At 52.5% G+C, this 23,982-nt stretch carries 21 protein-coding genes and 3 pseudogenes; 14 read left to right on the top strand and 10 right to left on the bottom strand.

Features of this window, described 5'->3' with window-relative positions; translation table 11 throughout:
- Positions 1-7: 7 nt before the first annotated feature.
- Positions 8-1,267 (bottom strand): D-amino acid dehydrogenase, encoded by a 1,260-nt coding sequence (locus BCA33_RS05775; RefSeq protein ID WP_071264142.1) that lies wholly within the window; start codon positions 1,265-1,267, stop codon positions 8-10.
- Between the two features lie 272 nt (positions 1,268-1,539).
- Here BCA33_RS05775 and cofG point away from each other — a divergent pair, with 272 nt between their 5' ends.
- From cofG to BCA33_RS05705, 14 genes and pseudogenes are all read left to right on the top strand, one after another.
- Entirely contained in the window at positions 1,540-2,667 is a 1,128-nt protein-coding gene (gene cofG / locus BCA33_RS05770) for a 7,8-didemethyl-8-hydroxy-5-deazariboflavin synthase CofG (protein ID WP_071264140.1), read from the top strand.
- 20 nt (positions 2,668-2,687) lie between these two features.
- The gene (gene cofH, locus BCA33_RS05765) at positions 2,688-3,899 is read left to right on the top strand and encodes a 5-amino-6-(D-ribitylamino)uracil--L-tyrosine 4-hydroxyphenyl transferase CofH (protein ID WP_083394645.1); all 1,212 of its coding nucleotides are present in this window, start codon (positions 2,688-2,690) and stop codon (positions 3,897-3,899) included.
- Complete coding sequence (cofD, locus tag BCA33_RS05760; protein ID WP_071264138.1) at positions 3,896-4,858, top strand: 2-phospho-L-lactate transferase; 963 nt, start codon at positions 3,896-3,898, stop codon at positions 4,856-4,858. The genes cofH and cofD overlap by 4 nt, the downstream gene beginning before the upstream one ends.
- Positions 4,852-5,553: a 2-phospho-L-lactate guanylyltransferase gene (cofC, locus tag BCA33_RS05755; RefSeq protein ID WP_071264136.1), complete on the top strand. Its 702-nt coding sequence runs from the start codon at positions 4,852-4,854 to the stop codon at positions 5,551-5,553. The genes cofD and cofC overlap by 7 nt, the downstream gene beginning before the upstream one ends.
- Positions 5,499-6,329, top strand: a complete 831-nt coding sequence (cofE, locus tag BCA33_RS05750; RefSeq protein WP_254774214.1) for a coenzyme F420-0:L-glutamate ligase — start codon at positions 5,499-5,501, stop codon at positions 6,327-6,329. The genes cofC and cofE overlap by 55 nt, the downstream gene beginning before the upstream one ends.
- Entirely contained in the window at positions 6,326-6,991 is a 666-nt protein-coding gene (gene npdG, locus BCA33_RS05745; RefSeq protein WP_071264132.1) for an NADPH-dependent F420 reductase, read from the top strand. Before cofE ends, npdG begins: the two co-directional genes overlap by 4 nt.
- A 57-nt stretch (positions 6,992-7,048) precedes the next feature.
- Positions 7,049-8,053: a TIGR03842 family LLM class F420-dependent oxidoreductase gene (locus BCA33_RS05740; protein ID WP_071264130.1), complete on the top strand. Its 1,005-nt coding sequence runs from the start codon at positions 7,049-7,051 to the stop codon at positions 8,051-8,053.
- A 140-nt stretch (positions 8,054-8,193) separates the two neighbouring features.
- Positions 8,194-9,426 carry a Zn-dependent hydrolase gene (locus tag BCA33_RS05735; protein WP_071264128.1) on the top strand — a complete coding sequence of 411 codons (1,233 nt, stop codon included), beginning with the start codon at positions 8,194-8,196 and terminating at the stop codon, positions 9,424-9,426.
- Between the two features lie 32 nt (positions 9,427-9,458).
- A pseudogene (locus BCA33_RS05730) lies at positions 9,459-10,621 on the top strand (Re/Si-specific NAD(P)(+) transhydrogenase subunit alpha).
- Entirely contained in the window at positions 10,618-10,908 is a 291-nt protein-coding gene (locus BCA33_RS05725; RefSeq protein ID WP_368087220.1) for an NAD(P) transhydrogenase subunit alpha, read from the top strand. The pseudogene BCA33_RS05730 and the gene BCA33_RS05725 overlap by 4 nt, the downstream one beginning before the upstream one ends.
- A 3-nt stretch (positions 10,909-10,911) precedes the next feature.
- Positions 10,912-12,321, top strand: a complete 1,410-nt coding sequence (locus tag BCA33_RS05720; RefSeq protein WP_071264124.1) for an NAD(P)(+) transhydrogenase (Re/Si-specific) subunit beta — start codon at positions 10,912-10,914, stop codon at positions 12,319-12,321.
- A gap of 100 nt (positions 12,322-12,421) precedes the next feature.
- Positions 12,422-13,174, top strand: a complete 753-nt coding sequence (locus BCA33_RS05715; RefSeq protein WP_071264122.1) for an outer membrane protein OmpK — start codon at positions 12,422-12,424, stop codon at positions 13,172-13,174.
- Between the two features lie 102 nt (positions 13,175-13,276).
- Complete coding sequence (ribA, locus tag BCA33_RS05710; protein ID WP_071264120.1) at positions 13,277-13,921, top strand: GTP cyclohydrolase II; 645 nt, start codon at positions 13,277-13,279, stop codon at positions 13,919-13,921.
- Between the two features lie 303 nt (positions 13,922-14,224).
- A pseudogene (locus tag BCA33_RS05705) lies at positions 14,225-15,073 on the top strand (IS5 family transposase); the annotation flags it as partial.
- Positions 15,074-15,291: 218 nt separating this feature from the next.
- Here BCA33_RS05705 and codB read toward each other — a convergent pair.
- The 9 genes and pseudogenes from codB to BCA33_RS05670 form a co-directional block, all read right to left on the bottom strand.
- On the bottom strand, positions 15,292-16,593 hold the full coding sequence (gene codB / locus BCA33_RS05700; RefSeq protein ID WP_071264118.1) for a cytosine permease: 1,302 nt from the start codon (positions 16,591-16,593) through the stop codon (positions 15,292-15,294).
- 78 nt (positions 16,594-16,671) lie between these two features.
- Entirely contained in the window at positions 16,672-17,538 is an 867-nt protein-coding gene (locus tag BCA33_RS05695) for a cytosine deaminase (RefSeq protein ID WP_217632617.1), read from the bottom strand.
- Complete coding sequence (locus BCA33_RS20700) at positions 17,535-17,951, bottom strand: amidohydrolase family protein (RefSeq protein WP_217632616.1); 417 nt, start codon at positions 17,949-17,951, stop codon at positions 17,535-17,537. Before BCA33_RS20700 ends, BCA33_RS05695 begins: the two co-directional genes overlap by 4 nt.
- A 707-nt stretch (positions 17,952-18,658) precedes the next feature.
- Positions 18,659-19,309 (bottom strand): TetR/AcrR family transcriptional regulator, encoded by a 651-nt coding sequence (locus BCA33_RS05690; RefSeq protein WP_071264116.1) that lies wholly within the window; start codon positions 19,307-19,309, stop codon positions 18,659-18,661.
- A gap of 200 nt (positions 19,310-19,509) precedes the next feature.
- The gene (locus BCA33_RS05685; RefSeq protein ID WP_071264114.1) at positions 19,510-19,947 is read right to left on the bottom strand and encodes a DMT family transporter; all 438 of its coding nucleotides are present in this window, start codon (positions 19,945-19,947) and stop codon (positions 19,510-19,512) included.
- A gap of 52 nt (positions 19,948-19,999) precedes the next feature.
- A pseudogene (gene hydA / locus BCA33_RS05680) lies at positions 20,000-21,438 on the bottom strand (dihydropyrimidinase).
- A 38-nt stretch (positions 21,439-21,476) separates the two neighbouring features.
- Positions 21,477-22,592 carry a cytosine permease gene (locus tag BCA33_RS05675; RefSeq protein WP_254774212.1) on the bottom strand — a complete coding sequence of 372 codons (1,116 nt, stop codon included), beginning with the start codon at positions 22,590-22,592 and terminating at the stop codon, positions 21,477-21,479.
- Positions 22,550-22,996 carry a cytosine permease gene (locus tag BCA33_RS21425; RefSeq protein WP_254774211.1) on the bottom strand — a complete coding sequence of 149 codons (447 nt, stop codon included), beginning with the start codon at positions 22,994-22,996 and terminating at the stop codon, positions 22,550-22,552. Before BCA33_RS21425 ends, BCA33_RS05675 begins: the two co-directional genes overlap by 43 nt.
- A 65-nt stretch (positions 22,997-23,061) precedes the next feature.
- Positions 23,062-23,943: a nitrilase-related carbon-nitrogen hydrolase gene (locus tag BCA33_RS05670; RefSeq protein WP_217632615.1), complete on the bottom strand. Its 882-nt coding sequence runs from the start codon at positions 23,941-23,943 to the stop codon at positions 23,062-23,064.
- Positions 23,944-23,982: the final 39 nt, after the last annotated feature.

Here is a 23,982-nt window from a genome sequence, read left to right as displayed (position 1 = left end):
CAACGGCTTATTTCATGTAGCGGTCAATTGATAAACCTTCATTATCGATCTCTGGCGCCTTGTTGTTGATAATGTCTGAGATCAGCCGGGCAGACCCCAGAGACATTGTCCACCCGAGTGTTCCGTGCCCGGTGTTTGTATAGAGATTCGTGATCGGCGTGGCACCAATAACCGGGACACTGTCGGGCGTCATGGGCCTAAGACCGCACCAGAATGTGGCTTTGCTGACGTCACCGGCACCCGGAAAGAGGTCACCCACCACAAACTCTGCGGGCTTGCGCCGCTTGTCCTTAAGGCTCAGATCAAAGTCGGCAATCTCGGCTGTGCCCCCTACCCGGATACGATCTTCGAAACGGGTAACCGCCACTTTGAAGGCCTCATCCATAACGGTGGACTGAGGCGCTTTGGCATCATCCAGCAGGGGCAAGGTCAACGAGTAACCTTTGATGGGATAAATTGGCAGTTTGAAGCCGATAGGGTTCAGCAGCATGGGTGAATAGCTGCCCAAGCAAACCACATAGGCATCGGCGGTAAGCTCACCCTCGGAAGTGTGAACCGACATGATCTTGCCAGAGGAAACTGCAAGCGATTTCACATCCGTATTAAGCTTGAATTGCACCCCGGCTTCGCGACAATGCGTTGCCAGATCCGTGGTGAACTTTTGACAATCGCCGGTGCCATCCTGTGCAAAACGTAAGCCACCAACAAACTTTTCCGGAACATTGGCAAGCGCCGGTTCGTGGCGGATGCAGTCCGCATGGTTAATAACCTCATGGGGCACACCACACTCCTGAAGGGATGCAAGGTCTGCACCAATGGAATCCATCTTTTCCTGATCCCGGAAAAGCTCGATAGTGCCTTTGCGCCGATGATCGAAATCCAACGGCAATTGCTGTGTTAATTCGTCAAAACAGGTTCGGCTGTATTCCGAGATCCTCAACATTCTGCGCTTGTTGATGCGATACGCCTCTTCGCCGCATTGCCCCAACATACGGAGCATCCAGCTCGCTGTTTTCACGTTAAAAGAGCTTGGACTGACCAGAATGGGGGCCATGTCCTGCATCATCCACTTCAACGCTTTAAACGGAATACCAGGCGCTGCCCACGGATTGGTGTAGCCGTACGAGAGCATGCCTGCGTTTGCAAAACTGGTTTCCTCTGACACCGTGGCACAGCGCTCAACCACGGTCACCTCGTGTCCGGAATTGGCCAGATGCCACGCGGTAGAAACGCCTGTAACGCCCCCTCCCAAAACAAGAATTTTCATAGCCTTTCAACTCCGGATAGAGATATCTGGCAGTCAGGTTGCCCAGCCCAAACCTTAGGTTAAATAGCAAATTACTAACGATCAGTTCAGTAAAACATGAACAATCGCCAAGCGCGCATAGCACGAGAGGTGGTATTGATCTTATTTTTTAAAAAGTTTGACCATTTGGGAAAATATGGTCTAGGATCAATTTACCGTTTGGTAAAACGACCTCGTCGCGAAACCAAAATCTAGTAAGCGAGCGCACAACAATAATAGGAGGCGCCGTTATTATGCTCAGCCATAGGGAAGCCTTGGCGCTGAAAAATGCGTCACCTTCAGAATTTGAGACCTTTACTCACCGCGCTGCCAGTCTGCGTGATGAGCACTGGGGTAAAACCCTTACCTACTCCCGCAAAGTCTTCATTCCTCTGACCACCATGTGTCGTGATGAGTGCGGCTACTGCACATTTGTGCAAAAGCCGGGAACATCAGGCGCCTACGTGATGACTCCGGATGAAGTCATGAAAGTCGTGCGTGAAGGCGAGAAGCTGGGGTGCAAGGAAGTACTGTTCAGCCTGGGTGAAAAGCCCGAACTGCGCTACCAAGAGGCACGTGACGCACTGGCCAGACTCGGCCATACCAGCATGATCGACTACCTGGCCGAGATGTGTGATCTCGTGCTAAAGGAAAGTTCGCTGTTGCCCCACGTTAACGCCGGCACCCTATCCGAAAACGAGCTCCTCCAGCTAAAAGAAGTGAGCGTAAGCATGGGGATGATGCTCGAGAACGTAAGCCGTCGCCTTTTGCAGCGCGGCGAGGCTCACTTCGCTTGCCCCGACAAGGTGCCGGTGCAGCGCCTGCGCACTCTGGAGCGGGCAGGAGTTCATGGCGTACCTTTCACCACCGGCATTCTGATTGGCATTGGAGAGACTTGGGAGGAGCGCGTCGACAGCCTCACCGCAATCAATGACGCACACCTTCGCCACGGCCATATACAAGAAGTCATCGTTCAAAACTTCCGAGCCAAATCCGGAACAGCGATGGCCAATCACCCGGAGCCGAGCCTGGGTGACATGGTTCGAACACTGGTGTTAGCCCGTTTGATACTCGACCCCTCCATTAGTTTACAAGCCCCCCCTAACCTGGAAGAACGCTTCGCTGCTTATACAGCCGCTGGCATCAACGACTGGGGCGGGATCTCACCACTCACCATCGATCACATCAACCCGGAACGCGCCTGGCCCCAAATCGAGGCTCTAAAGCAAGCGACTGCGCGCTGCGGTTACGGCCTGGAAGAACGCTTGGCGATTTATCCCCGATACCTGCGGGAACCCAAGCAGTTTCTTACCGACAACATTGCTTCCCGACTGACCGGCATAGCGCGGGCAGACGGGCTAGCACTGCAGCAGTGTATCTAGCCCCGAAAAGGAGACGTCACATGAATATTACAAAAACAGTGCACTATTCCGGCTTCGGCATACCCGAGGAAGTCTCCCACCCTGAGGTGAGCGATGCCATCCGACAAGTGCTGCAGGAAGTCCTGAACGGCAAGGAGCTGAGCGAACCGGATGCTATTGAGCTATTCCAGGTTGAAGGCGCTGAACTAAACGCCCTGACAGCAACCGCAGATGTACTCCGTCGCCGCGCCGTAGGCGATGATGCGACCTTCGTGATTACCAGAAACATCAACTACACCAATGTGTGCTACATGGGTTGCCGCTTCTGCAATTTTGCCAAGCGCAAGAGTGACCCAGACGCAGAATTTTTCGACCTTGATGAAATCACTCGTCGCGCCCAGGAAGCTTGGGATAGAGGCGCCACAGAGGTCTGCATTCAGGGTGGATTGCACCCGAACATTTCCGGACATTTTTATCGGGATATGGTGAAGGCGATCAAACGTGTGCTGCCAGACATGCACATCCACGCATTCTCTCCCTTCGAGATCTGGTTTGGTGCGCAAAAGAGCCGCATGTCCTATCGCGATTTTATTCGTGATTTGATGGACCATGGCTTGGGCTCAATGCCGGGCACCGCAGCAGAGATACTCGATACTGAAGTTCGGAAGCAGTTGACCCGGGACAAGCTCACCACCGAGCAGTGGGTCGAAATCATTACGGCGGCTCACGAAGAAGGCTTGCCCACCACATCTACCATCATGTACGGCCATATCGACGGCCCCGAACATTGGGCTACGCACTTAGGCTTGCTACGCAAGATTCAGAAACAAACCGGTGGCTTCACCGAGTTCGTACCTCTGGGGTTCATCCATTACAAAACCCCACTCTTTCTTGAGGACAAAGGCGTTCGCCCAGGCCCAACACGGCTTGAGCATATTCGTATGCACGCCGTGGCAAGGCTGATGCTCCATGGCTGGATAGACAACATTCAAGCTTCCTGGGTGAAGATGGGGCCTGATCTTGCCGGGGAATTGCTTGCTGCTGGCGTTAATGACCTGGGCGGCACCTTGATGAATGAAAGTATCTCCCGAGCGGCCGGCGCCATGCATGGCCAGGAGATGAAGCCTGAAGACATGGCGCGAATCATTCGCGACATGGGCCGGCGCCCTGTTCGTCGCAACACCCTTTATGAGCACGTCGAAACCTTCGATGAAATGCGTTACTTCCCACGTATTGCAGGAATTCAGGTATGACTATGCGAATCACCTTGCTGGCTGGCGGTGTGGGCGGCGCGAAACTGGCCGAGGGATTGGCTGCGATCTGCTCACCGGAAAACCTCTCGATCATTGGAAACATTGCCGATGACGAAGAGTTCCATGGCCTTTGGGTCTCACCGGATATCGACACCCTGACCTACAGCCTGGCAGATATGATTGACCGGAAGCAGGGCTGGGGCCTTGCCGATGAGCGACATCGTGTACTGGCTGGCCTAGAACGCCTTGGCTGTGACACCTGGATGTCGCTGGGCGATCAAGACATGGCCACTCATATATTTCGCACTCATCTGCGCAATCAGGGGATCCGCCCGAGCGCCATCGCTCAAACAATTGCCGAAGCCCTGGGCGTTCAGGCTCATATACTCCTGCCCACGGATGACCCGCTGCAAACGCGCATCAGAACGGCCGAAGGCTGGTTGAGCTTTCAGGAGTACTTTGTTCGCGAACGCTGCCAACCGGACGTGCTCGAGATTCGTTACGAGGGGGCAGAGGAATCCTGGCCAACCCCGGAAGCAATAAAGGCCATTGAAGACGCCGATCTGCTATTGATCGCCCCAAGCAATCCGATCGTCAGCATTGCACCCATATTGGCAATACCGGGCATCCGTCAGGCTGTGGCCGAAACCCGTGCCGCCAGAGTGGCCGTGTCACCGCTGATCGGCGGTCGCACCATTAAAGGACCCGCTGACCGGATGCTGAAAGCATCAGGGTTTGCGTGCAACAGCCTGGGCGTGGCTGATAGCTACGCCGGCCTTATAGATGGCCTGGTGATTGACCATGAGGATCAGGCCGAACGCAACGAACTGGAAGCCCGAGGCCTGGAGGTATTAACCACCTCCACATTGATGGCCTGCGCCGATGACAAAAAGGAGCTTGCCAAAGCGGTGCTGGCCTTTGCCAGCAAAGTCGGGATGAAGGAGGCTGCCACATGTTAAAAAAGCCTCTGATCGTTATCCCTGTAAAAGGCTTTGATGAGGCGAAAAGCCGCCTTGGTGGCATTTTTCTGCCCCATCGTCGCGCCACTCTGGCCCGGCGTCTTTGTGAGCGCACACTTCGTTTTTTTGACCGACGCCTGCCGGAGTACGACCTGCTGGTTGTCACCTCATCCTCGTTTATTGCCGAGCTGGCTCACCGTCACGGCGCACAGGTGTTGAAGGAACCTGTCGCCGAAGGTCTGTCCAGGGCGGCGGAACGTGCCGCTGCATGGAGCCACTCGCATGGCTACAGCGCTCAGCTGCTAATACCGACAGATATTGCACATCTTGATGAGGCAGAGATTCGCACGTTGCTGGCAACCTACAACGGTTCTCCCGGTGTAGCGCTTTGCCCGGCCAACGATGCGGGCACCAATGCCCTGCTGACCTCACCTCCTGATGCTATCCCGTTTCGTTTTGGCGAGCGCTCCAGCGTTGCCCACAAAGAGGCCGCTGCGCGACTGGGTTTACCTTGTCAGATTATTGAGTTGACTCACTTGCGCTTTGACCTGGATACCCCTGAAGACCTGAACACGCTCGATTCCATCGTCCAACAGCAAGGCAGCAATACGCCTCAGGAGCTGAAGAGACTGTGGAAATTGTGCTCAACCCTACACGCCACGAAAGCGCGTTCAACATGGATGGCAACACAATGACACCTCAGGGCAAAGTGAGCCTCCACGCACTCGAAGGCATTCCTGACATTCATCCTGATGATGATTTGGCGGGCATATTGATCGACAACCTGAAGAGCCATGGTACGCATCTGCAGGATGGCGATATTTTAGTGATCGCTCACAAAGTGGTCTCCAAAGCCGAGGGGCAGATTGTTGCTCTGGCAGATGTTACCCCCAGTGCTGAAGCATTGGAGCTGGCCGAAAAAATCCACAAAGACCCTCGAAAAGTAGAAGTCATCCTTCGCGAATCCACCCGCATAGTGCGTGCAATGAAACGCCCCGATCAACAGGAAGGCACGTTGATTGCGGAGCACCGTCTGGGCTTCATCTGTGCAAACGCCGCCGTGGATGAATCCAACGTGGGCCGTGAGGATACCGTCATCCTTCTGCCCAAAGATCCGGACGCAAGCGCCAAACGGCTTTGTTCGCGCTTAGAGGATGCATTCGGAGTGCGCGTGGGCGTGGTGATCACCGACACCTTTGGCAGACCCTGGCGACTTGGTCTCGTCAACGTGGCGATCGGCTTGGCAAAAGTGCCAGCACGCATCGACATGGTTGGCGAACGAGATGCTTTCGGTCGAGAACTTTCTGTAACCATGCCCGCCCTGGCCGACGAATTAGCGGCCGCATCGGGTTTGGTGATGGGAAAAAGTGACAAAACGCCGGCAATACTATTCAGCGGCGTTGAATGGCAATCCTGCGACAGCTCAGCAGGACAACTGATAAGACCCCAACAAGAGGATATGTTCCGATGAGTATTGCTATTCTTGGCGGTACCGGCCCCCAGGGCCGCGGTCTGGCACTTAGGTTCGCCCGTGCCGGACGCCCTGTCGTAATTGGATCCCGCGACTCTGAGCGCGCTCAAACAACTGCTGACGAACTCAATGGCATGTTGACTGGCGCTGCGCAGATCAGCGGTGATGATATCCGTGGTGCTGTTGCGGCGGCCGGTGAAATGGTAATCCTTGCCGTGCCCTACGCGGCCCATGACGCCACACTGGATTCAATCCGCGATCTGCTCGAAGGCAAGATCCTGGTTGATATAGTGGTTCCTTTGGCCGATGGCGATCCCAAAAAAGTAGATATGCCCGCCGCAGGCTCTGCAACAGAGGCAGCCCAAGAGCTGCTTGGCGATGGTATTCCTGTCGTGGGTGCCCTGCACAATGTCTCGGCAGTCACTCTCAACCAGCTGGATCATCGCATTAACTGTGATGTGCTTGTGTGCGGCAACGATTTGGCAGCCAAGGAGAAAGTGATGGACTTGATCCGGCTGCTGGAAGTGGAGGCCTACAACGCTGGCCCTGCTTTTAGTGCACGTTGTATCGAGGCCATTACGCCAATCCTGATTCGCCTCAACATCTCCAAGAAAGTTCCATTTACCCATGCAGGTATGCGCATCTGGGCGCCCGACGCCTGACACAAGAAAACTCAACCCAACAACATCACCAATAATTACAAGAGAAGGAATAGAACGATGGAATTCGGTATCTGTTTTAAAGGTTTCGTTAGCCCCGAGCGCGCGCGCAGCTTGGTCAAGCAGGCAGAAGACGCCGGCTTCGACTACTGCTGGTTCTACGACTCACACATTTTGTGGCGCGAGTGCTATCCGGCCATTGCCATGTGCATGGAGCATACAACGAAAATGCGTTTCGCTCCCTGCGTAACTAACCCCAATGCTCGTGACTGGTCTCTGGCCGCCAGCCTGTTTGCCAGCCTCGCCAAGCAGAGTGGGGGTCGCTTCGACATAGGGCTTGGCCGCGGCGATAGCTCAGTCAGGGTTATGGGTAAAAAACCGGCAACATTGGCCCGATTGACAGAGTTCACTCAGAAGGTCAAAGCGATGGTGCGCGGCGAAGAAGTGATCTATGGCGACTGCCCGGAACCGGTGAAATTCCCCTGGTCCGACGGCTACGAGCTGCCCGTGCATATAGGCGCTTATGGCCCCAAGGCCCTGAAGACTGCAGGCGAAGTTGGGGATGGCGTTATCCTGCAGATTGGCGACCCTTACATTGTGGAGTGGCTTGGCAGCCAGGCTCGCACGGCTGGCGAGGAAGCTGGACGCAAGATGGACGATTACAAGGTAATCGTTGCCGCACCGGCCTACTTCGGTGACAAAGAAAGCTGCATCGAAGCGACCAAGTGGTTTCCCGCCATGGTTGGTAACCATGTGGCAGATATCGTTGAAAAGTATGGTACCGACAGCGGCATGGTTCCCAAAAGCCTTACCGACTATATCGAGAAGCGTAAGGGCTATGACTACTCCAAGCATGGCCAAAGTGACAACCCTTATCTGGATTTCATAACGCCAGAGATTGTTGAGAGTTTTTGCGTACTGGGCCAGCCTAAGGACCATATCAAAAAGCTTCAGCATCTCAAGGAGGCCGGTATGACCCACTTCAATATCTATCTGGATAACGGTGATGAGGAAAACATAATCGCGCAATATGGCGAACATATAATTCCGCATTTCCAGAGTTAACCCAGGCAGCCGGTGGCTACGCCACCGGCCCTCTCTTTCCCGATATGTAACAAGGCCAAGCCCCATTAAGGCTTGGCAAGGGATTCTTACGACTTTTTTATAAGCACACTGTCGTCAAACAACGTATTGCGAGGCTTAACATGAAAGACATTCGTATCAACAAACAGCGCCTGTGGGACACTTTGATGGAGATGGGCGAGATTGGTGGCACCGAAAAGGGTGGCTGCTGTCGGTTAGCACTCACCGATCTGGATAGGCAGGGCCGTGATCTCTTCGTTCGCTGGTGTGAAGAAGCGGGTTGCACCATAACGATCGATAAAATGGGCAACATTTTTGCCCGCAGAGCCGGTGAAGATGACTCTTTGCCTCCCGTTGTTATGGGCAGCCACCTGGATACCCAACCTACAGGTGGCAAATTCGATGGAGTTTACGGTGTACTGGCGGGCCTTGAGGTCATCCGCACCCTTAACGATAACAATATCAAAACTCGCGCGCCAATCGAGGCTTCTGTCTGGACAAATGAGGAAGGTTCGCGCTTCCCACCGGCGATGGTGTCCTCCGGCGTTTTTGCAGGCGAGTTTGACCTTGAGTACGGCCTTAGCCGAGCTGATCTTGACGGCAAAACCATGGGTGAAGAACTAGAGCGCATTGGCTATGCCGGAGACCTCGACGTTGGCGGACGGCCATTCAAGGCCTTCTTTGAAGCCCATATTGAACAAGGCCCCATTCTTGAAGATGAGGGCAAAAAAATCGGCGTGGTTACAGATGCCCAAGGTCAGCGCTGGTACGAACTCACCCTCACTGGCCAGGAATCCCATGCCGGCCCCACACCTATGCCCATCCGTCGTGACGCATTGGTAGGCGCCGCACGCATCATCGACATGGTCAATCGCATTGGTATGGATCACCAGCCTAACGCCTGCGCCACTGTAGGGCTTGTGCAAGTCTTCCCAAACTCGCGCAACGTTATCCCGGGCCAGGTTTTCTTTACCGTGGATATACGCCACCCGGATGCCAAGGTTCTGGAACAAATGGACCAAGCCTTGCGTGAGGGAGCCGAGCGCATTGCCGAAGATGGCCGGTTAGAAATGGACTTCAAACAGATCTGGCACTCCCCGCCCGTTCCTTTCGACAAGGATTGTATCGCCTCCGTAAGGAAGGCCACAGAGGCCTTGGGCTTCAGCTATCGTGAGATGGTTAGCGGTGCCGGTCATGATGCCTGCTATATCTCCCGAGTCGCGCCCACATCAATGGTCTTCGTACCTTGCGAGGACGGCATCAGCCATAACGAAGCCGAGCGTGCAAGTCCTGACGACCTGGCCGCTGGTTGTGATGTTCTGTTCCTGGCTGTAGTTCAACACGCCAACCATTGATTACAGGTCCTGACAGACCCCGGAGAATAACAATGCGACTATCAGTCATGCGTGAGCGCCACCCTAATGGAGGCAGGGTGGCGCTCACACCCGCTAACGTCTCAGCTTTAAAAAGTCTCGGCTGCCAAGTCTTTGTTGAAACTGGCGCCGGCGACGCCGCCAGTTTCAGTAACGACAGCTACCAGGAAGCAGGCGCTGAGATTCTTGATACCCGTGCACAACTTCTGGAAAAGGGCGAGATCATTCTGTGCGTAGACGCCTCCCGTGATAAGGCGCTTGCAGACCTGAGTGCCGGCCATATCTGTATCGGTTTGATGGACCCACTGAGCCATTGTGATCGTTTCAGCGACCTGGCAAAACGCGGTATCACAACACTGTCACTTGAATTGGTGCCACGTATCAGCCGAGCTCAGAGCATGGACGCCCTCTCCTCCATCGCAACCCTCGCGGGCTATAAGGCCGTTCTGATAGCTGCGGCTCATGCGCCGCGTATCTTTCCAATGATGATGACCGCCGCGGGCACTCTGAATCCCGCCCGCGTATTCATTATGGGTGCCGGAGTAGCTGGTTTGCAGGCTGCCGCCACTGCCAAGCGACTGGGTGCCGTCGTGGAAGCCTACGACATCCGCCCGGCAGCACGGGAACAGATCTTGTCAGTAGGCGCAAAACCGGTGGACCTGGACCTGGACACGTCATCTGCAGAGGGACAAGGAGGTTACGCCAGCAAACAGGACGATGACTTCCTGAGCCGTCAGCGTGAGCAAATGAGCGCAGTGCTGGCCCAACAGGATGTCGTTATCACCACGGCAGCAATACCTGGCGCAAAAGCCCCATACTGATCACGGAAGACATGGTGAAAGGCATGAAGCTGGGGTCGGTCATCGTCGATCTGGCTGCCGAGCGAGGCGGCAATTGTGAGCTGAGCAAAGCTGGTGAAACCGTCATCGCCTACGGGGTTACTATCCTCGGCCCCGTTGACATAGTGGCTACATTGCCTAACCACGCCAGCCAGATGTATGGGCGCAATCTTGAGAACTTGCTGCGACACCTGCTGGATGAAGAAGGACACCTGAATCTGGATTTTGAAGACGAGATTCTGGATCAAGCGGTCATTACACACCAGGGTGAAGTTCGTGCTGCTCGCATTCGCGAGCGCCTGTCCTGCTCCATTCAACCACAAGAGGCAACAGCCTGATGGATATGTTGATTATGCAGGTATCGCTATTCGTGCTGGCGGTCATCCTGGGGATCGAACTGATCACTAAAGTACCGGCAACCCTGCACACCCCGTTAATGTCGGGAAGCAATGCCATTTCCGGTATCAGCCTGGTAGGCGCTCTTTTAGCGGCTGGCTCAGGTGATATCAACAGCCTATGGGTGTCGATACTCGGCATGGTGGCAGTAGCACTGGCCACCATCAACGTGGTGGGCGGTTTCCTGGTCACCAACCGTATGCTGCAAATGTTCAGCAGAAGGAGATAAACAATGAGCCTTTCCTTTGTTAACTTGTTCTATCTGCTCTCCGCAGTGTTATTTATCGGTGGCATCAAGGGCCTGACACACCCCCGCACCGCTGTGCGCGGTAACTTGATGGCGGCTGTCGGCATGTTGGTTGCCGTAGTGGTTACCCTGCTGGATCAATCCATCCTCTCCTACGCCTGGATTCTAACGGGTGCCTTAATCGGAGCAACAATTGGTGTGCTGATGGCTACGCGGATCCAGATGACTGCCATGCCACAGATGGTCGCTCTGCTTAACGGCTTCGGTGGTGGCGCTTCTTTGGCTGTGGCTGTTGCCAGTTTCCTCGCCACGTCCGGCCCGGTTTCTGCATCCGGCCTTACGGGCATGATTGCCATTGGTCTTACCGTGCTGATCGGGGCTATTACCCTGACGGGCAGCGCGGTGGCTTTCGGTAAGCTCCAGGAATTGTTGCCGGGGAGGCCCATCGGTTTCAAAGGCATTACGCTATTCAATGGCGTGATGATGGTTGCCGCTTTATCCATCATCGCCACCCTGGCCGCAGGTCATGGCGGCACTGGCGTATTGCTGGTATTGGTCGCCATCGCTTTGGTGCTGGGTGTCACTCTGGTCACTCCGATCGGTGGGGCAGACATGCCAGTGGTAATTGCGCTGCTCAACTCCTACTCAGGTATAGCGGCGGCAGCGGCGGGCTTCATCATGGGCAATACCGTGCTGATCGTGTCTGGAGCTCTTGTGGGAGCCTCAGGCATAATCCTGACCCGCATCATGTGCGTGGCCATGAACCGCTCCTTGGCAGGGGTACTATTCGGATCTTTATCCGAGGAGGGCGGTGAGAGCATGGATGCAGATGAAGTATATGCCGGTAAAGTGAAGTCCTCCTCACCGGAGGAGATCAGCATGCTGCTTGAGACTGCTCAACGTGTAGTGATCGTGCCTGGTTTTGGTCTTGCCATGGCCCAAGCGCAGCATGCGGTTCGCGATCTAGCTGACACTCTCGAGCGCCGTGGCACAGAGGTAATCTACGGCCTGCATCCAGTCGCCGGTCGTATGCCGGGTCACATGAATGTGCTGCTTGCTGAAGCGGAAGTCGACTATGACAAAATGCAGCCAATGGAGCAGATTAATCCGCACTTTGCGCAGACCGACGTAGTTATTGTGATCGGTGCCAATGACGTTACCAACCCTCTAGCGCGTGAAGACAAAGGCAGTCCTATCTATGGCATGCCGATCCTGGATGTTGATCAAGCACGCACCGTGGTAGTGGTCAAGCGCAGTCTGAGCCCCGGTTTCGCTGGGTTGCCCAATCCTCTATTCGCCAACGATAACACTCTGATGTTATTCGGCGACGGTAAGCAAATGATCCTCGAGCTAGCGGGTGCGCTCAACGAAGTCACTACTAGCAAGGCCGCTTAATTCAGATCATCACCCGATGGGATGCCAGTGATGGCATCCCATCTTAAAAAAGTGGAATTCCTATTCAGGAAGCTCACAAAATAATCATAGGAGAATAATAATGAAATACTTCAATAACTATATCGCTATCGCCTGCCTTTCGATAGGCGGGCTCTCAACGGCGCAAGCGGAAAAGATCTTCTCGGACTCTAGCATTTCGTTACTGCACAGTGATCAGTACGAGGCCTTCGGAAGGGAACAGCAGGAACACACGTTTTTCACCTTTGAAAATGTCACAGCCCATGATTGGGGTGGAACTTTCTTTTTTATCGATTCCAACCAAGGGCATGGCAGAGCCAAAGACCTAGATGATGTCTACGGTGAATTTTCACCCACACTTAGTTTAGGTGGAGTGACTGGAAACGACTTAGGACTAGGTCCTATCAGCGACGTGTCGCTAACGGGGACCTATGAATTTGGCGGTGAAACTGACCTCAATAACTATCTTACGGGCTTCTCTTTAGCATGGGATGTCCCCGGGTTTCAATATGTCAACACAGCTTTTTACTACGTCAACAATAGCAATATCTCTGACGATCTTCAGCTGACGTTGACATGGGGAACACCTTTCGAGATGGGCCCTGCTCGTTTTCTTTTCGACGGTTTCTTGGACTACTCAACTGGTGAGTCAGATCACAAATCAGAACTCAATTTCACACCACAGCTGAAACTCGATATAGGTCATTTCACCAATAACCCTGGAGTACTTTACGCAGGTATCGAATACGCTTACTGGAGCAACAAATTCGGACTTCCCGATGAAGTTATTGCCACCGAGAGCTCAGTGAGTGCCTTGGTCAAGTTCCATTTTTGACGAGTAGGTACTACAAAAAGCAGGGGGAGGGAGACGACTTCCTCCTTCTCTGTTCCTAAGTCAGTAAATAAAAATTCCATATAATGGATTTCGAGGTGCACTGTGACAATTCATTATATCGCCGCCTCCCGGCTACCCACACCTTGGGCCACCTTCACCATGCATGGTTTCGAAGACGAGGCTACCGGTAAGGAGCATATCGCTTTGACTCTGGGTGATATAGCTAGTGTCGATCCGGTTCTGTGCCGCGTACACTCAGAGTGCCTAACCGGTGATGCACTTTTTTCGACGCGCTGTGACTGCGGCTACCAGTTGCAGGAGGCGCTCAAGCGAATCGCGGAAGAGGGGCGCGGTATCCTGCTTTATCTGCGTCAGGAAGGGCGCGGTATTGGCTTACTCAACAAAATCCGTGCATATCACTTGCAAGATGAGGGTGCCGACACTGTAGAGGCCAACGAGCGTCTTGGTTTCGCAGCTGACCTGAGAAACTACGATCTTTGCATACCCATACTTAACCACTTAGGCATCAATTCCTTGCGACTAATGACCAACAACCCTCGCAAGGTGGCAGCCCTGAACAAAGCCGGCATTAACGTCGTGGAGCGTCTGCCGCTGACCATAGGACTGACCTGCCAAAATGAACAATATCTCTCCACCAAAGTTGGCAAACTCGGTCATATGATGACGCTAAGCGACTTCATTTCACCAAAACTACCAATGTTGGAAAGTGATCCTGCCACTATCTGAATGGATCAGCTGTTGCTTAGGGAAGCTCTGAATAACTTCCCAAAGTAAGCGATAATACGGTTCTGGCCAACAGCACAGGAATCCTTCCTATGGATCAGATTACCCTCCGATGCCGAGTACCAGAGCAAAAAGCGCAAGACCCGCCGTGAGGTCTTTCTGGACCGGATGGATCGCCTGATTCCCTGGAGAGCACTGGAGAGCACTGGAGAGCACTGGAGAGCACTGGAGAGCACTGGAAAGCACTGGAAAGCACTGGAAAGCACTGGAAAGCACTGGAAAGCACTGGAAAGCACTGGAAAGCACTGGAAAGCACTGGAGAAGAAGATAGCACGCCACTATCCCAAAGGCGCAAATGGCCGCCCACCGTATCCATTATCCGCCATCCTCCGGGTGCACTGCATGCAGGCTTTTTACAACCTGAGTGACCCGGCAATGGAGGATGCCCTGTACGAGATTGAGTCCATGCGTCGGTTCGCCGGATTGCGCCTGGATCGCTTGCCAGATGAAACAACGATCCTCAACTTCCGGCGTTTTCTGGAACGCCACGATCTGGGCAGTGCGCTGTTTGAAGAGGTGAACAGGCACCTGCAATCCCATGGCCTCGTGCTGCGTGAAGGCAGCATCGTCGATGCCACGATTATTTCAGCGCCCAGCTCCACCAAGAACAAGGCCAGCAAGCGCGATCCGGAAATGCACCAAACCCACAGGGGTAATCAATGGCACTTCGGTATGAAGATGCACATTGGTGTTGATGCGGTCTTCGGCCTTGTTCATAGCATTGACACCACAGCGGCCAACACCCATGACATCGTCGCCGCTGAGAAGTTGCTCCATGGCGACGAGAAGCGCGTGTTTGGTGACGCAGGCTACCTCGGCATCCAGAAACGCGATGAACACAAAGACCGACAAGGCGTTGACTGGTTTATTGCCAAACGTCCCGGTCAGCGTCGAAAGCTCAATGCGGATAAGGCCAGAGCAGAGACGCTTAAAGCCCGCGTGCGGGCCAAAGAGGAGCATCCATTCCGCTACATCAAGCGAGTCTTCGGTTACGACAAGGTGCGCTACCGCGGGCTGGCCAAGAACAATACGCGGCTTCACTTGCTGGCTGCGTTCAGTAACCTGTTAATGGGTGAAAAATGCGTACTGGCGTAGGGCCAGTGCGCCCGAAATGGCGGTAATCAGGGAAGAAATAACCAAAAAACACGATAAAATTGCCTTAGAATCGCGATTTTTGCCGACAAATTAAATTTAGGTCGAAAATCACGGGGTTATTCAGAGCTTCCATAAGTTATGCAGTAGCGTTCAATATAAAAATCGGGTCAATCGCAATGATTGACCGATTTTTATATTCCGATCATATTAAACAATTTTTACGTTAGTTCCTGATTAGTTTTATCATAATCTTTTGCATATATCATTTTATAAATCGGCGCGTAAATAACCGCTGCGACAATAATCGCATTCAACGGCGCGATACTAAAAACACCATCCTTTGGAGATATCACCGATACACCGATAGCCAAGGCCCAAGCAACCATCGCTGCCCAGTTGATCTCTTTGAATTTATGGGTATCCGGTGAAGGGTACTCAGTTTTACAGCGTAGATAGAAGTCACCAATGATGACGCCCCCAATCGGCGGCAAAGACACACTCAGGAATACCAGCCAGCCTACAAAGTTATTGTAAAGGAACTCCGATAAGATAGTGCCAATGACACCCGCTGCTAACACCAGATGAACTCGTTTGAAGCCGGTGATGTTGCGCAAACCAAGGCTTGACGCATAGAGCGCATTATCGTTGGTCGTCCATATATTCAGCACCAACAGCACAATACCTGCACCTAGCAGACCTTGAGCGGCCAACACCTCCGAGATGTCAGACAACCCAGTAGCCGTAGCGCCAACCGCACCGAAGATAAACATCAAGCTGTTACCAAAGGTAAAACCAATAATAGTCGCCCAAATACCAATCCGCTTGGTCTTGGCAAAACGGACAAAGTCAGGGGTCAGGGTAGCGCCGCTGATAAAGGAACCTACCGCCAGCGAAATGCCCACAGCAAAGGTTATGGTCTCCGTCGGCTGCACCTGTAGCAACGTATCCAGGCCACCCTCAGTATCGGTGATCGCCTTGGTTACCGAAGTAACGCCCAGAATAATAATGGCGGGTACCGCAACGATACTCAACCATTCGATCGCTTTAAATCCGACCATCACAGTATAGGTCATAACGATACCTCCACCGATTATTAATGGCAGGTTGTCGATGCCTAAAAACTTGTTTATTGGATAGGCGAACATAGCTACGCCAACGCCGAACCAGCCGATCTGAGTCAGCGCGAGCATAGAAGACGGCAACTTGGACCCAAACACACCAAATGCATAGCGTGACAGGATGTGGGTAGAAAGGTTTGTTTTTGCTGCAGCATAGCCGAGCAATGAACCATAGACTCCAAGTATCAGGTTGCCTCCGAGAATTACCACAAACAGGTCCGGCCAGAGCTGGAGGCCTTGGCCCAGAGTACCGCCCGTCCACATACTGGCGGCAAAAAAGGTAAAACCCAGCATGACTGCAGACATACCGACCAGACTGCGCCTTGCGCTTTCAGGCACAGGGGTAAGTGCGTAATCATCATGTGCGTCGGCATAACTTTTGTCATCATTGCGTTGTGACATATTGAGTTCCTTATTGTTGTTAAGCAATGCGATAATCGTTCGTATAATAAGTTGGGCTATCTGTGTTAAAAGCTCAGATTAAAACAGGTTGCGACTGAAGTGGACGGGGCCACTATGGTCTTCAATGAGCAGCGAAGTGGTAGCGGGCTCTGTTTTGGCAATCACTTTGCCGCTACGGATGACAAAAAGTCGTTCAGGCCGTAAGCGCAAAGCGTCGATGGTGCTTGATGCCTGAAGAATAACAATGTCGGCCTTACAACCCGGTTCAAGCCCATAACCGTCTAACTGCAGTGACCTTGCGCCATTGCTGGTGACCGCCTGAAAGCACTGATTCATCTCCTCGACACCCGTCATCTGCCCTACATGAAGCCCCATATGTGCCACTTCGAGCATGTCGTGTGAGCCAAGGCTGTACCAGGGATCCATCACACAATCGTGACCGAAAGCGACGTTCATGCCAGCCTCCATTAGCTCCTTAACGCGGGTCATACCTCTCCGCACGGGGTAGCTATCGTGGCGCCCCTGCAGGGTGATATTGATCAGTGGATTAGCCACCACTTTCAGATCGGCCTCGCGCATCAACGGAATCAGATTGCTTACATAGTAATTGTCCATCGAATGCATAGAAGTTAGGTGGGAACCGGTTACCCGACCGTGCAACCCAAGCCGGTTGGTTTCATAGGCAAGAGTTTCCACGTGGCGCGACATCGGATCATCACTTTCATCACAGTGCATGTCGACCAGGAGCCCTCTGTCTGCAGCAAGCTCGCAAAGCAACTTGATTGACCGTGCCCCTTCGCTCTTTGTGCGCTCGAAATGAGGAATGCCACCAATCACATCAATCCCCTTCGCCAGAGCACGCTGCATGTTATCCAGCGAGCCTGGATGACGCAGGTAGCCATCTTGCGGAAACGCAACCAATTGCAGATCAATATAGGGCTTCATTTCCCGGCGGACTTCCAACAGGCTTCCACCGCCAATAACCGGTCATCAGAAATATCGACATGACTGCGGATCGCCAGCGTTCCGCGAGCAATCGCCCAGCGGCACATCTCCAGCGCACGCTTTTTGATGGCATCTACTGTCAACTGGGGCTTTAGCTCACTCCAGATCTCAATGCCCTCAAGCAGGGTGCCGCTCTGGTTAAGACGAGGCTCGCCAAGGCTAAGGGCGCTATCCATATGAAAATGGCTATCAACAAAAGGCGGTGTAGCCAGATATCCACGCCCATCAACTTCCTCTATCGCGTGCCCCTTTATTCCTGTCGAAATCTCGACAATTTTCCCTTCTTTAATTGCAATATCGACACCCTTACGGCCATCTGACAAATTCACATTACGCACAAGCATATCGAGCATATTTAAACCCTCATAAGATGAGACCATCAATAAATAGTCTGTGGCCAACGCAGAACCAGGATCATAGTATCGACAAAATCTCAGTCATAAATAACAGACACAGAAAACCGTCCGTTACCATAACTAAAAAATGGTCAATGATGTGTAGTTAATTAATATGTAAAGAGAAGGGTTTATAGAACGATATAAAATATTTGAATTTTACAGGCATTAAAGAGATGAATAGATGGCAAGAAAGGAGGGTGTTTGATGAAAACGAAAACGTGGCCAGATAGTTGACCAATGTCTTCGCAGGCAATCCAGAAGACATCTGCAATTGGATAAATTTTAACATGACGGGAAAGCCGTTATATTCATAACTAACCCGAAACACATAAATAATAATTTTCGATCGATAAGCTGGCTGCTCATTGAATCTATTGCCTCAACAATCCAACTGCTAATAGAAATTTTACATTATAAATAAATCACTTCCGTTACGACGGTATTGTATTTTTATTTACGATATTAAAGTACTACCATTTTACTGAATGATCAACATTTTTTCTGGTTATTTTTATAAAATAAATATTTAATAAAACCTTGCCACTCAAAGATGCAGTATTCCTATTTGAAGCCCCCCATAAGGCGCGGCATTTTAAAAGATCTCGCTATGGACGATATTTCCAGCAGCGGATCCAGGTCAGCATTTCAATACACCTCCAGGACTACCGAGGAGGAAGCCCCAAACCTTTAAGTAGTACATGAGTGAGGAAATCACCAGCTTGAATGAAGTCATCTTCATCAAGCTTTTCTTTGCCTAGCGCCAGGCTGATCTGTGCCGAGAAGTCTGCATAAGTCTGCGTGGTCGCCCAGATGGTGAAGAAAAGATGCTTCGGCTCAATTCTATCCATGAGACCTTGTTCGATCCAGCTATTAACAAGAGCTACATCAGCCTCAAGCTGTGGAAGCAAATCATTCTTTATATAGCCCTGAAGATGCGCCGCGCCGCTAACAACTTCGCTGGCAAAAACCTTCGAGCCAAGGGGGCGCGTATAGGACAGTACAAGCTTTCCTCGTATATAGTTCTCAAGCATCACTGTTGGCGTGTCACCAGCCTGCTCAATCAGCGCCATCTTCTCGATCCAGAGGTCAAGAATATCCTTAAGCACATGGTTATAAAGGCTTTCTTTGGAAGAGAAGTAGTAAAGCATGTTCTGCTTCGATAGCCCGGCACGCTCTGCGATTGTGTCCACGGACGCACCATTGAACCCGTGTTCAGCGAAAACCTCTTCCGCCGCCACCAAAATCTTATGCTCCAGTGCCTCACGGCTAGCTGAGCGCCGGCGTGGCTTGCGCAGAACGTCATGATTGATCATTCAGTTTTCCTGTATTTGCAAAAAAAGAAGGGTACGAAGCTGTACGGCATTCTCGCAAACATGGATCCCTTTTTACTAGCTCGTCGCCCAGAAGAATTAGTATCAAAGGTGATCTGGAGCCAGTAGGCGGAATGAGAGAACAAGGGAGAGGGATAAGATGGTGCAATCTGAGGCCGGGGTCAGCCTCTATTGCGTGAACATTAAAATTTTCTGACGAGCAAGACGCCTATAAAAAGCAGGGCCACGCCCAATGCTCTCAGTGGTGTGATTGATTGCTGAGTGAAACCAAGGAAACCATAGTGGTCAAGTAACGTAGAGGCAAACATTTGTCCCGCTACCACCAACGCTAATAGTGTGGCCGCACCCAATTTTGGCGCGAAAACCACCATTACGGTAACGTAAAAGGCACCCAAAAAACCGCCAGTCCAGACCCAGATTGGCAACGACGCCATCTGCTGCCAATTGGGCGCGGTAATGCGCATGAAAAATGCTGCAGCTAATAGTACCAGGGTACCAATCCCGAAAGAGGCGGCCGCCGCCCACAAGGGATGCGAAGTACGAGCCAGGCCGGCATTTATGCCGGCCTGCACGGGCAGCATCGCGCCAGCTGCCAGAGCTGTAAAGAAATAGAACCACATGCATGGTTACCCTCAAACGACCGGCGGCATTCGTATGCCGCCGGTATGCCTATTAGCGCTCGACCGCTTCTGGCTTATTATATTCAGTCTGGCGCGCCATGGCCTTGAAGACTGGCGCGAAAGTCTGCCGATGCACATAACGACCCGCACCGCGCTCCGCCATTAGCTCACCGTTACGCCACACTACTTTGCCTTGGCTCAAAGTATGGGAGGGGACACCCTTCACAGTCCGCCCTTCAAAAATATTGAAGTCTACATTCATGTGATGTGTCTTGGCAGAGATGGTTCTTGTGGTTTCAGGATCCCAGACTACGATATCGGCATCAGCACCTACTGAGATACTGCCCTTGCGCGGATACATATTAAACAGCTTTGCTGTATTGGTTGAAGTTACCGCCACAAACTCGTTCATAGTAAGACGGCCTTTATTGACGCCGTCATGCCAAAGAATTGCCAGTCGATCCTCTATCCCGGCAGTTCCGTTCGGTATTTTTGTAAAATCGTCACTGCCCGCCGCTTTCTGCTCTTTGCAGAAACAACAGTGATCAGTAGCCGTTGTGTGCAAATTTCCACCCTGCAGACCTTGCCAAAGGGCCTCTTGATGCTCCTTGGAACGGAACGGCGGGCTCATCACGTGGCCTGCGGCAAAATCAAAATCCTTACTGCGATAAACACTGTCATCAATAGTGAGATGGCCAGCCAGTACCTCTCCATAAACCCGCTGGCCGGACGCTCTCGCCCGAGTAATCGCTTCCAACGAGTCCTTACAAGAAACATGCACTATATAAACAGGCGTGTTCATGGCCTTAGCCACTTGGATGACCCGGTTCGCAGCCTCGCCTTCCACCAGGGGCGGACGAGATAACGGATGGGCTTCAGGACCCGTTATGCCCTTCTCCAGCATTTCTTGCTGAAGCTGATAAACCAGCTCACCATTTTCAGCATGCACAGTGGGCATAGCACCGAGCTCAAGGCAGCGACGGAAACTCTTAACCAGGGTTTCATCATCTGCCATGATGGCGTTTTTATACGCCATAAAGTGTTTGAAGCTATTAACACCGTGATCGCGAGCCAAGGTTTCCATATCCTCACGGACAGATTCATCCCACCAAGTAATTGCAACATGGAACGAATAGTCTGCGGCGGATTTTTCAGCCACTCCCGCCACTGCTCATAAGCCTCCATAAGCCTTTGCCCGGGTTTCGGGATCACAAAGTCGATGATACTGGTGGTGCCACCCGCAAGGCCTGCAGCGGTACCCGTATAAAAATCATCGCTTGCAACCGTGCCCATAAAAGGGAATTGCATGTGGGTATGGGGGTCAATTCCACCGGGCATGATGTATTGCCCAGTGGCGTCGACCACCTCGGCTGTAGCCGGGGTATCCAGGTTCTCGCCGATGGCGGCGATCTTGCCTTCCTCGCAGTAAACATCTGCACGGAACGTCTGATCGGCCGTTACGACAGTGCCATTTTTAATCAAGACGGACATAAAACACTCCTTTCATGATTTATCTTTGTTATGTAGTTCTAGCTGGCTTCAGGTTGTGCCATCACTAATGCCGGGTGGCTGATGCGCATAAGCATGAAATACACGCCAGCGCCCAAAGCAACGCCAACAAACCAGGCATAGTTATAAATGGTAGTGAAAAATACGGGCGCACTCCCCATGGCTCCTGCAGCCACCAGGAAACCGGGCAGGTTGGGAAGAACCGCAACCGCGAATGCGATAAAGGCATTCGTGTTCCAGCCATTGCCGTAGCTGTATATCCCATCATTTTTGAAAAGATCTGCGTGGGAGAGCTCCGTTTTGCGGAGCAGCAGGTAATCGGTAAGCATAATGCCGGCCAAGGGCCCAAGTAGCGCTGAATAACCGATCAGCCAAATAAAAATATAGGCACCCGTGGATTCCAGAAGCTTCCACGGCATAATGACGATCCCCAACCCTGCGGTGATGTAGCCACCCATGCGGAATGAAATTAAGCGCGGACTAAGGTTCGAAAAGCCATTGGCTGGAGCCACCACGTTAGCCGCTATATTTGTGGTGACCGTGGCAATAAGCAGCGCCAGCAGTGCGATAACCACTGCAAAACCACCCATGCGTTCAGTGATAGCAATGGGGTCCCAAAGTGCCTCGCCATAGATAACCACGGTTGCCGAAGCCACCCCTACTGCAATGAATGCGAGCAGCGCCATAGGAATCGGCAAACCCACTGCCTGGCCGATAAATTGGTGGCGCTGGTTCTTGGCAAATCGGGTGAAGTCAGGAATATTCAGGGCCAGGGTTGCCCAGAAACCCACCATGGCGGTTAAACCCGGCCAAAAAGCTTGCCAGAATTCTCCCTCGCGAGCACCGCCCTTTACGAACTCGGACGGGGTAGACAACATCGGGCCAAAACCACCTGCCTTAACGACTGCCCAGGCCAACAAGCCGACGGACATCGCAATAAGAAAAGGAGCCGCATAGGTCTCCAGTACACGGATAGATTCGGTTCCGCGAGCTATGAAATAAATATGCAAACCCCAGCAAGCCAGAAACGACAGGAACTGTGCCAGGTCGATGCCCAAACCGGGAATGGCCTCCCCAACCAGAGCCTGATCCGTCAGGATGTTGAGAATAACGTAGATGGCGGAGCCGCCACCCATGTCTGTATGCCAAACCAACCGCAACCAACAATGCCGCGCAGCATAGCCGCAACTTTTGCCCCTGAGGTGCCGAACGATGCTCTGAGCAGCACAGGAAAAGGAATACCATGTTTTGCACCCGCATGCCCAAACAGCAACATGGGGACCAATACAATAAGGTTGCCAATAAATACCGTCATTACCGCCTGCCACCAGGACATTCCTTCAGGCACCAGGCTGGCAGCCAGCATGTAGGCAGGAACACAGACCACCATGGCAACCCATAAAGCCGCGATATTGTGCCACCTCCAGGTTCGCTCATGGGGCTCGACCGGCGAAAGATCTTCATTCCAGAGGTCCGGGCAATATCCGGGCTGCATGCCCGCCGGACTGTTTGCTGATGTATTACTTGTTTTATGGCTCATGATTCAACTCGTATATTGTAATTATGATGCCTGCGACTCAGAGCGTCGCAGGGAGTTTCTCAGCTTTATAACGCCTTATTGTGCAACCAGTTTTTCGTAAGATTCCGGGCGGCGGTCGCGGAAAAACTGCCAGCCTTACGCACCTCTCGTATCATGTCCAGATCAATCTCGTGAACCAGCAGTTCATCTTGATCTTCACTGGCCTGCGCTTCGATTTGACCGAGTGGATTGACGATATAGCTCGATCCATAAAACTCACCCATTCGATCGTCCCATGGGGCTTCCTTTCCAACGCGGTTTATAGCGCCAATAAAGACACCATTGGCTGCTGCCGAGGCTGGCTGTTCAAGCTCCCACAGATAACGGCTTTTTCCTTTGACGGTAGCGGAAGGGTTGACAATATATTCCGCACCGTTTAACGCCAGAGCACGCCAACCCTCGGGGAAATGACGGTCGTAGCAGATGTATACACCGAGCTTGCAAAAGGCAGTATCAAACACTGGATAGCCACTATTGCCTGGTTTGAAGTAGAGCTTCTCCCAGAATCCTGGTGCCGTATCAGGGATGTGGTTCTTACGGTATTTTCCGAGGTAGCTTCCATCCGCGTCGATCACCGCTGCTGTGTTGTAAAAAACACCAGTAATGTCCTCCTCGAATATGGGAACAACAATGACCATTCGATACTTCTTTGCATACTCCTGCATCAATCGGGTGGTATGCCCGTCTGGAATTCGCTCAGCCGCGTCGTACCACTTGGTATCCTGGCTGGCACAGAAGTAGGGCTGGGTGAACACTTCCTGAAAACAGAGCACTTGAACGCCCTGTTTCCCAGCTTCGTCGATCAATGGCAGATGAGCAGAAATCATCTCATCACGGATTTGGCCGGGACTCATCGAGGTCTTGCCTTTAAGGCCCATCTGAATCAAGCCACACTTGACTTTAGCCATAATTTTCACCTCTTGTTCTTGTCGGGTGGTGTCAACAGC

This window comes from Marinobacter sp. AC-23, from assembly GCF_001858325.1.
Classification (GTDB): Bacteria; Pseudomonadota; Gammaproteobacteria; order Pseudomonadales; family Oleiphilaceae; genus Marinobacter.
This window is presented reverse-complemented; position numbering and strand designations above follow the sequence as displayed.

Bases quoted from the DNA above. Each gene is read 5' to 3' on its own strand.
- BCA33_RS05775 (WP_071264142.1), bottom strand. From the start codon at position 1,267: ATGAAAATTCTTGTTTTGGGAGGGGGCGTTACAGGCGTTTCTACCGCG.
- cofG (WP_071264140.1), top strand. From the start codon at position 1,540: ATGCTCAGCCATAGGGAAGCCTTGGCGCTGAAAAATGCGTCACCTTCA.
- cofH (WP_083394645.1), top strand. From the start codon at position 2,688: ATGAATATTACAAAAACAGTGCACTATTCCGGCTTCGGCATACCCGAG.
- cofD (WP_071264138.1), top strand. From the start codon at position 3,896: ATGACTATGCGAATCACCTTGCTGGCTGGCGGTGTGGGCGGCGCGAAA.
- cofC (WP_071264136.1), top strand. From the start codon at position 4,852: ATGTTAAAAAAGCCTCTGATCGTTATCCCTGTAAAAGGCTTTGATGAG.
- npdG (WP_071264132.1), top strand. From the start codon at position 6,326: ATGAGTATTGCTATTCTTGGCGGTACCGGCCCCCAGGGCCGCGGTCTG.
- BCA33_RS05740 (WP_071264130.1), top strand. From the start codon at position 7,049: ATGGAATTCGGTATCTGTTTTAAAGGTTTCGTTAGCCCCGAGCGCGCG.
- BCA33_RS05735 (WP_071264128.1), top strand. From the start codon at position 8,194: ATGAAAGACATTCGTATCAACAAACAGCGCCTGTGGGACACTTTGATG.
- BCA33_RS05720 (WP_071264124.1), top strand. From the start codon at position 10,912: ATGAGCCTTTCCTTTGTTAACTTGTTCTATCTGCTCTCCGCAGTGTTA.
- BCA33_RS05715 (WP_071264122.1), top strand. From the start codon at position 12,422: ATGAAATACTTCAATAACTATATCGCTATCGCCTGCCTTTCGATAGGC.
- codB (WP_071264118.1), bottom strand. From the start codon at position 16,593: ATGTCACAACGCAATGATGACAAAAGTTATGCCGACGCACATGATGAT.
- BCA33_RS05695 (WP_217632617.1), bottom strand. From the start codon at position 17,538: ATGAAGCCCTATATTGATCTGCAATTGGTTGCGTTTCCGCAAGATGGC.
- BCA33_RS20700 (WP_217632616.1), bottom strand. From the start codon at position 17,951: ATGCTCGATATGCTTGTGCGTAATGTGAATTTGTCAGATGGCCGTAAG.
- BCA33_RS05690 (WP_071264116.1), bottom strand. From the start codon at position 19,309: ATGATCAATCATGACGTTCTGCGCAAGCCACGCCGGCGCTCAGCTAGC.
- BCA33_RS05685 (WP_071264114.1), bottom strand. From the start codon at position 19,947: ATGTGGTTCTATTTCTTTACAGCTCTGGCAGCTGGCGCGATGCTGCCC.
- BCA33_RS05675 (WP_254774212.1), bottom strand. From the start codon at position 22,592: ATGGGTGGCGGCTCCGCCATCTACGTTATTCTCAACATCCTGACGGAT.
- BCA33_RS21425 (WP_254774211.1), bottom strand. From the start codon at position 22,996: ATGAGCCATAAAACAAGTAATACATCAGCAAACAGTCCGGCGGGCATG.
- BCA33_RS05670 (WP_217632615.1), bottom strand. From the start codon at position 23,943: ATGGCTAAAGTCAAGTGTGGCTTGATTCAGATGGGCCTTAAAGGCAAG.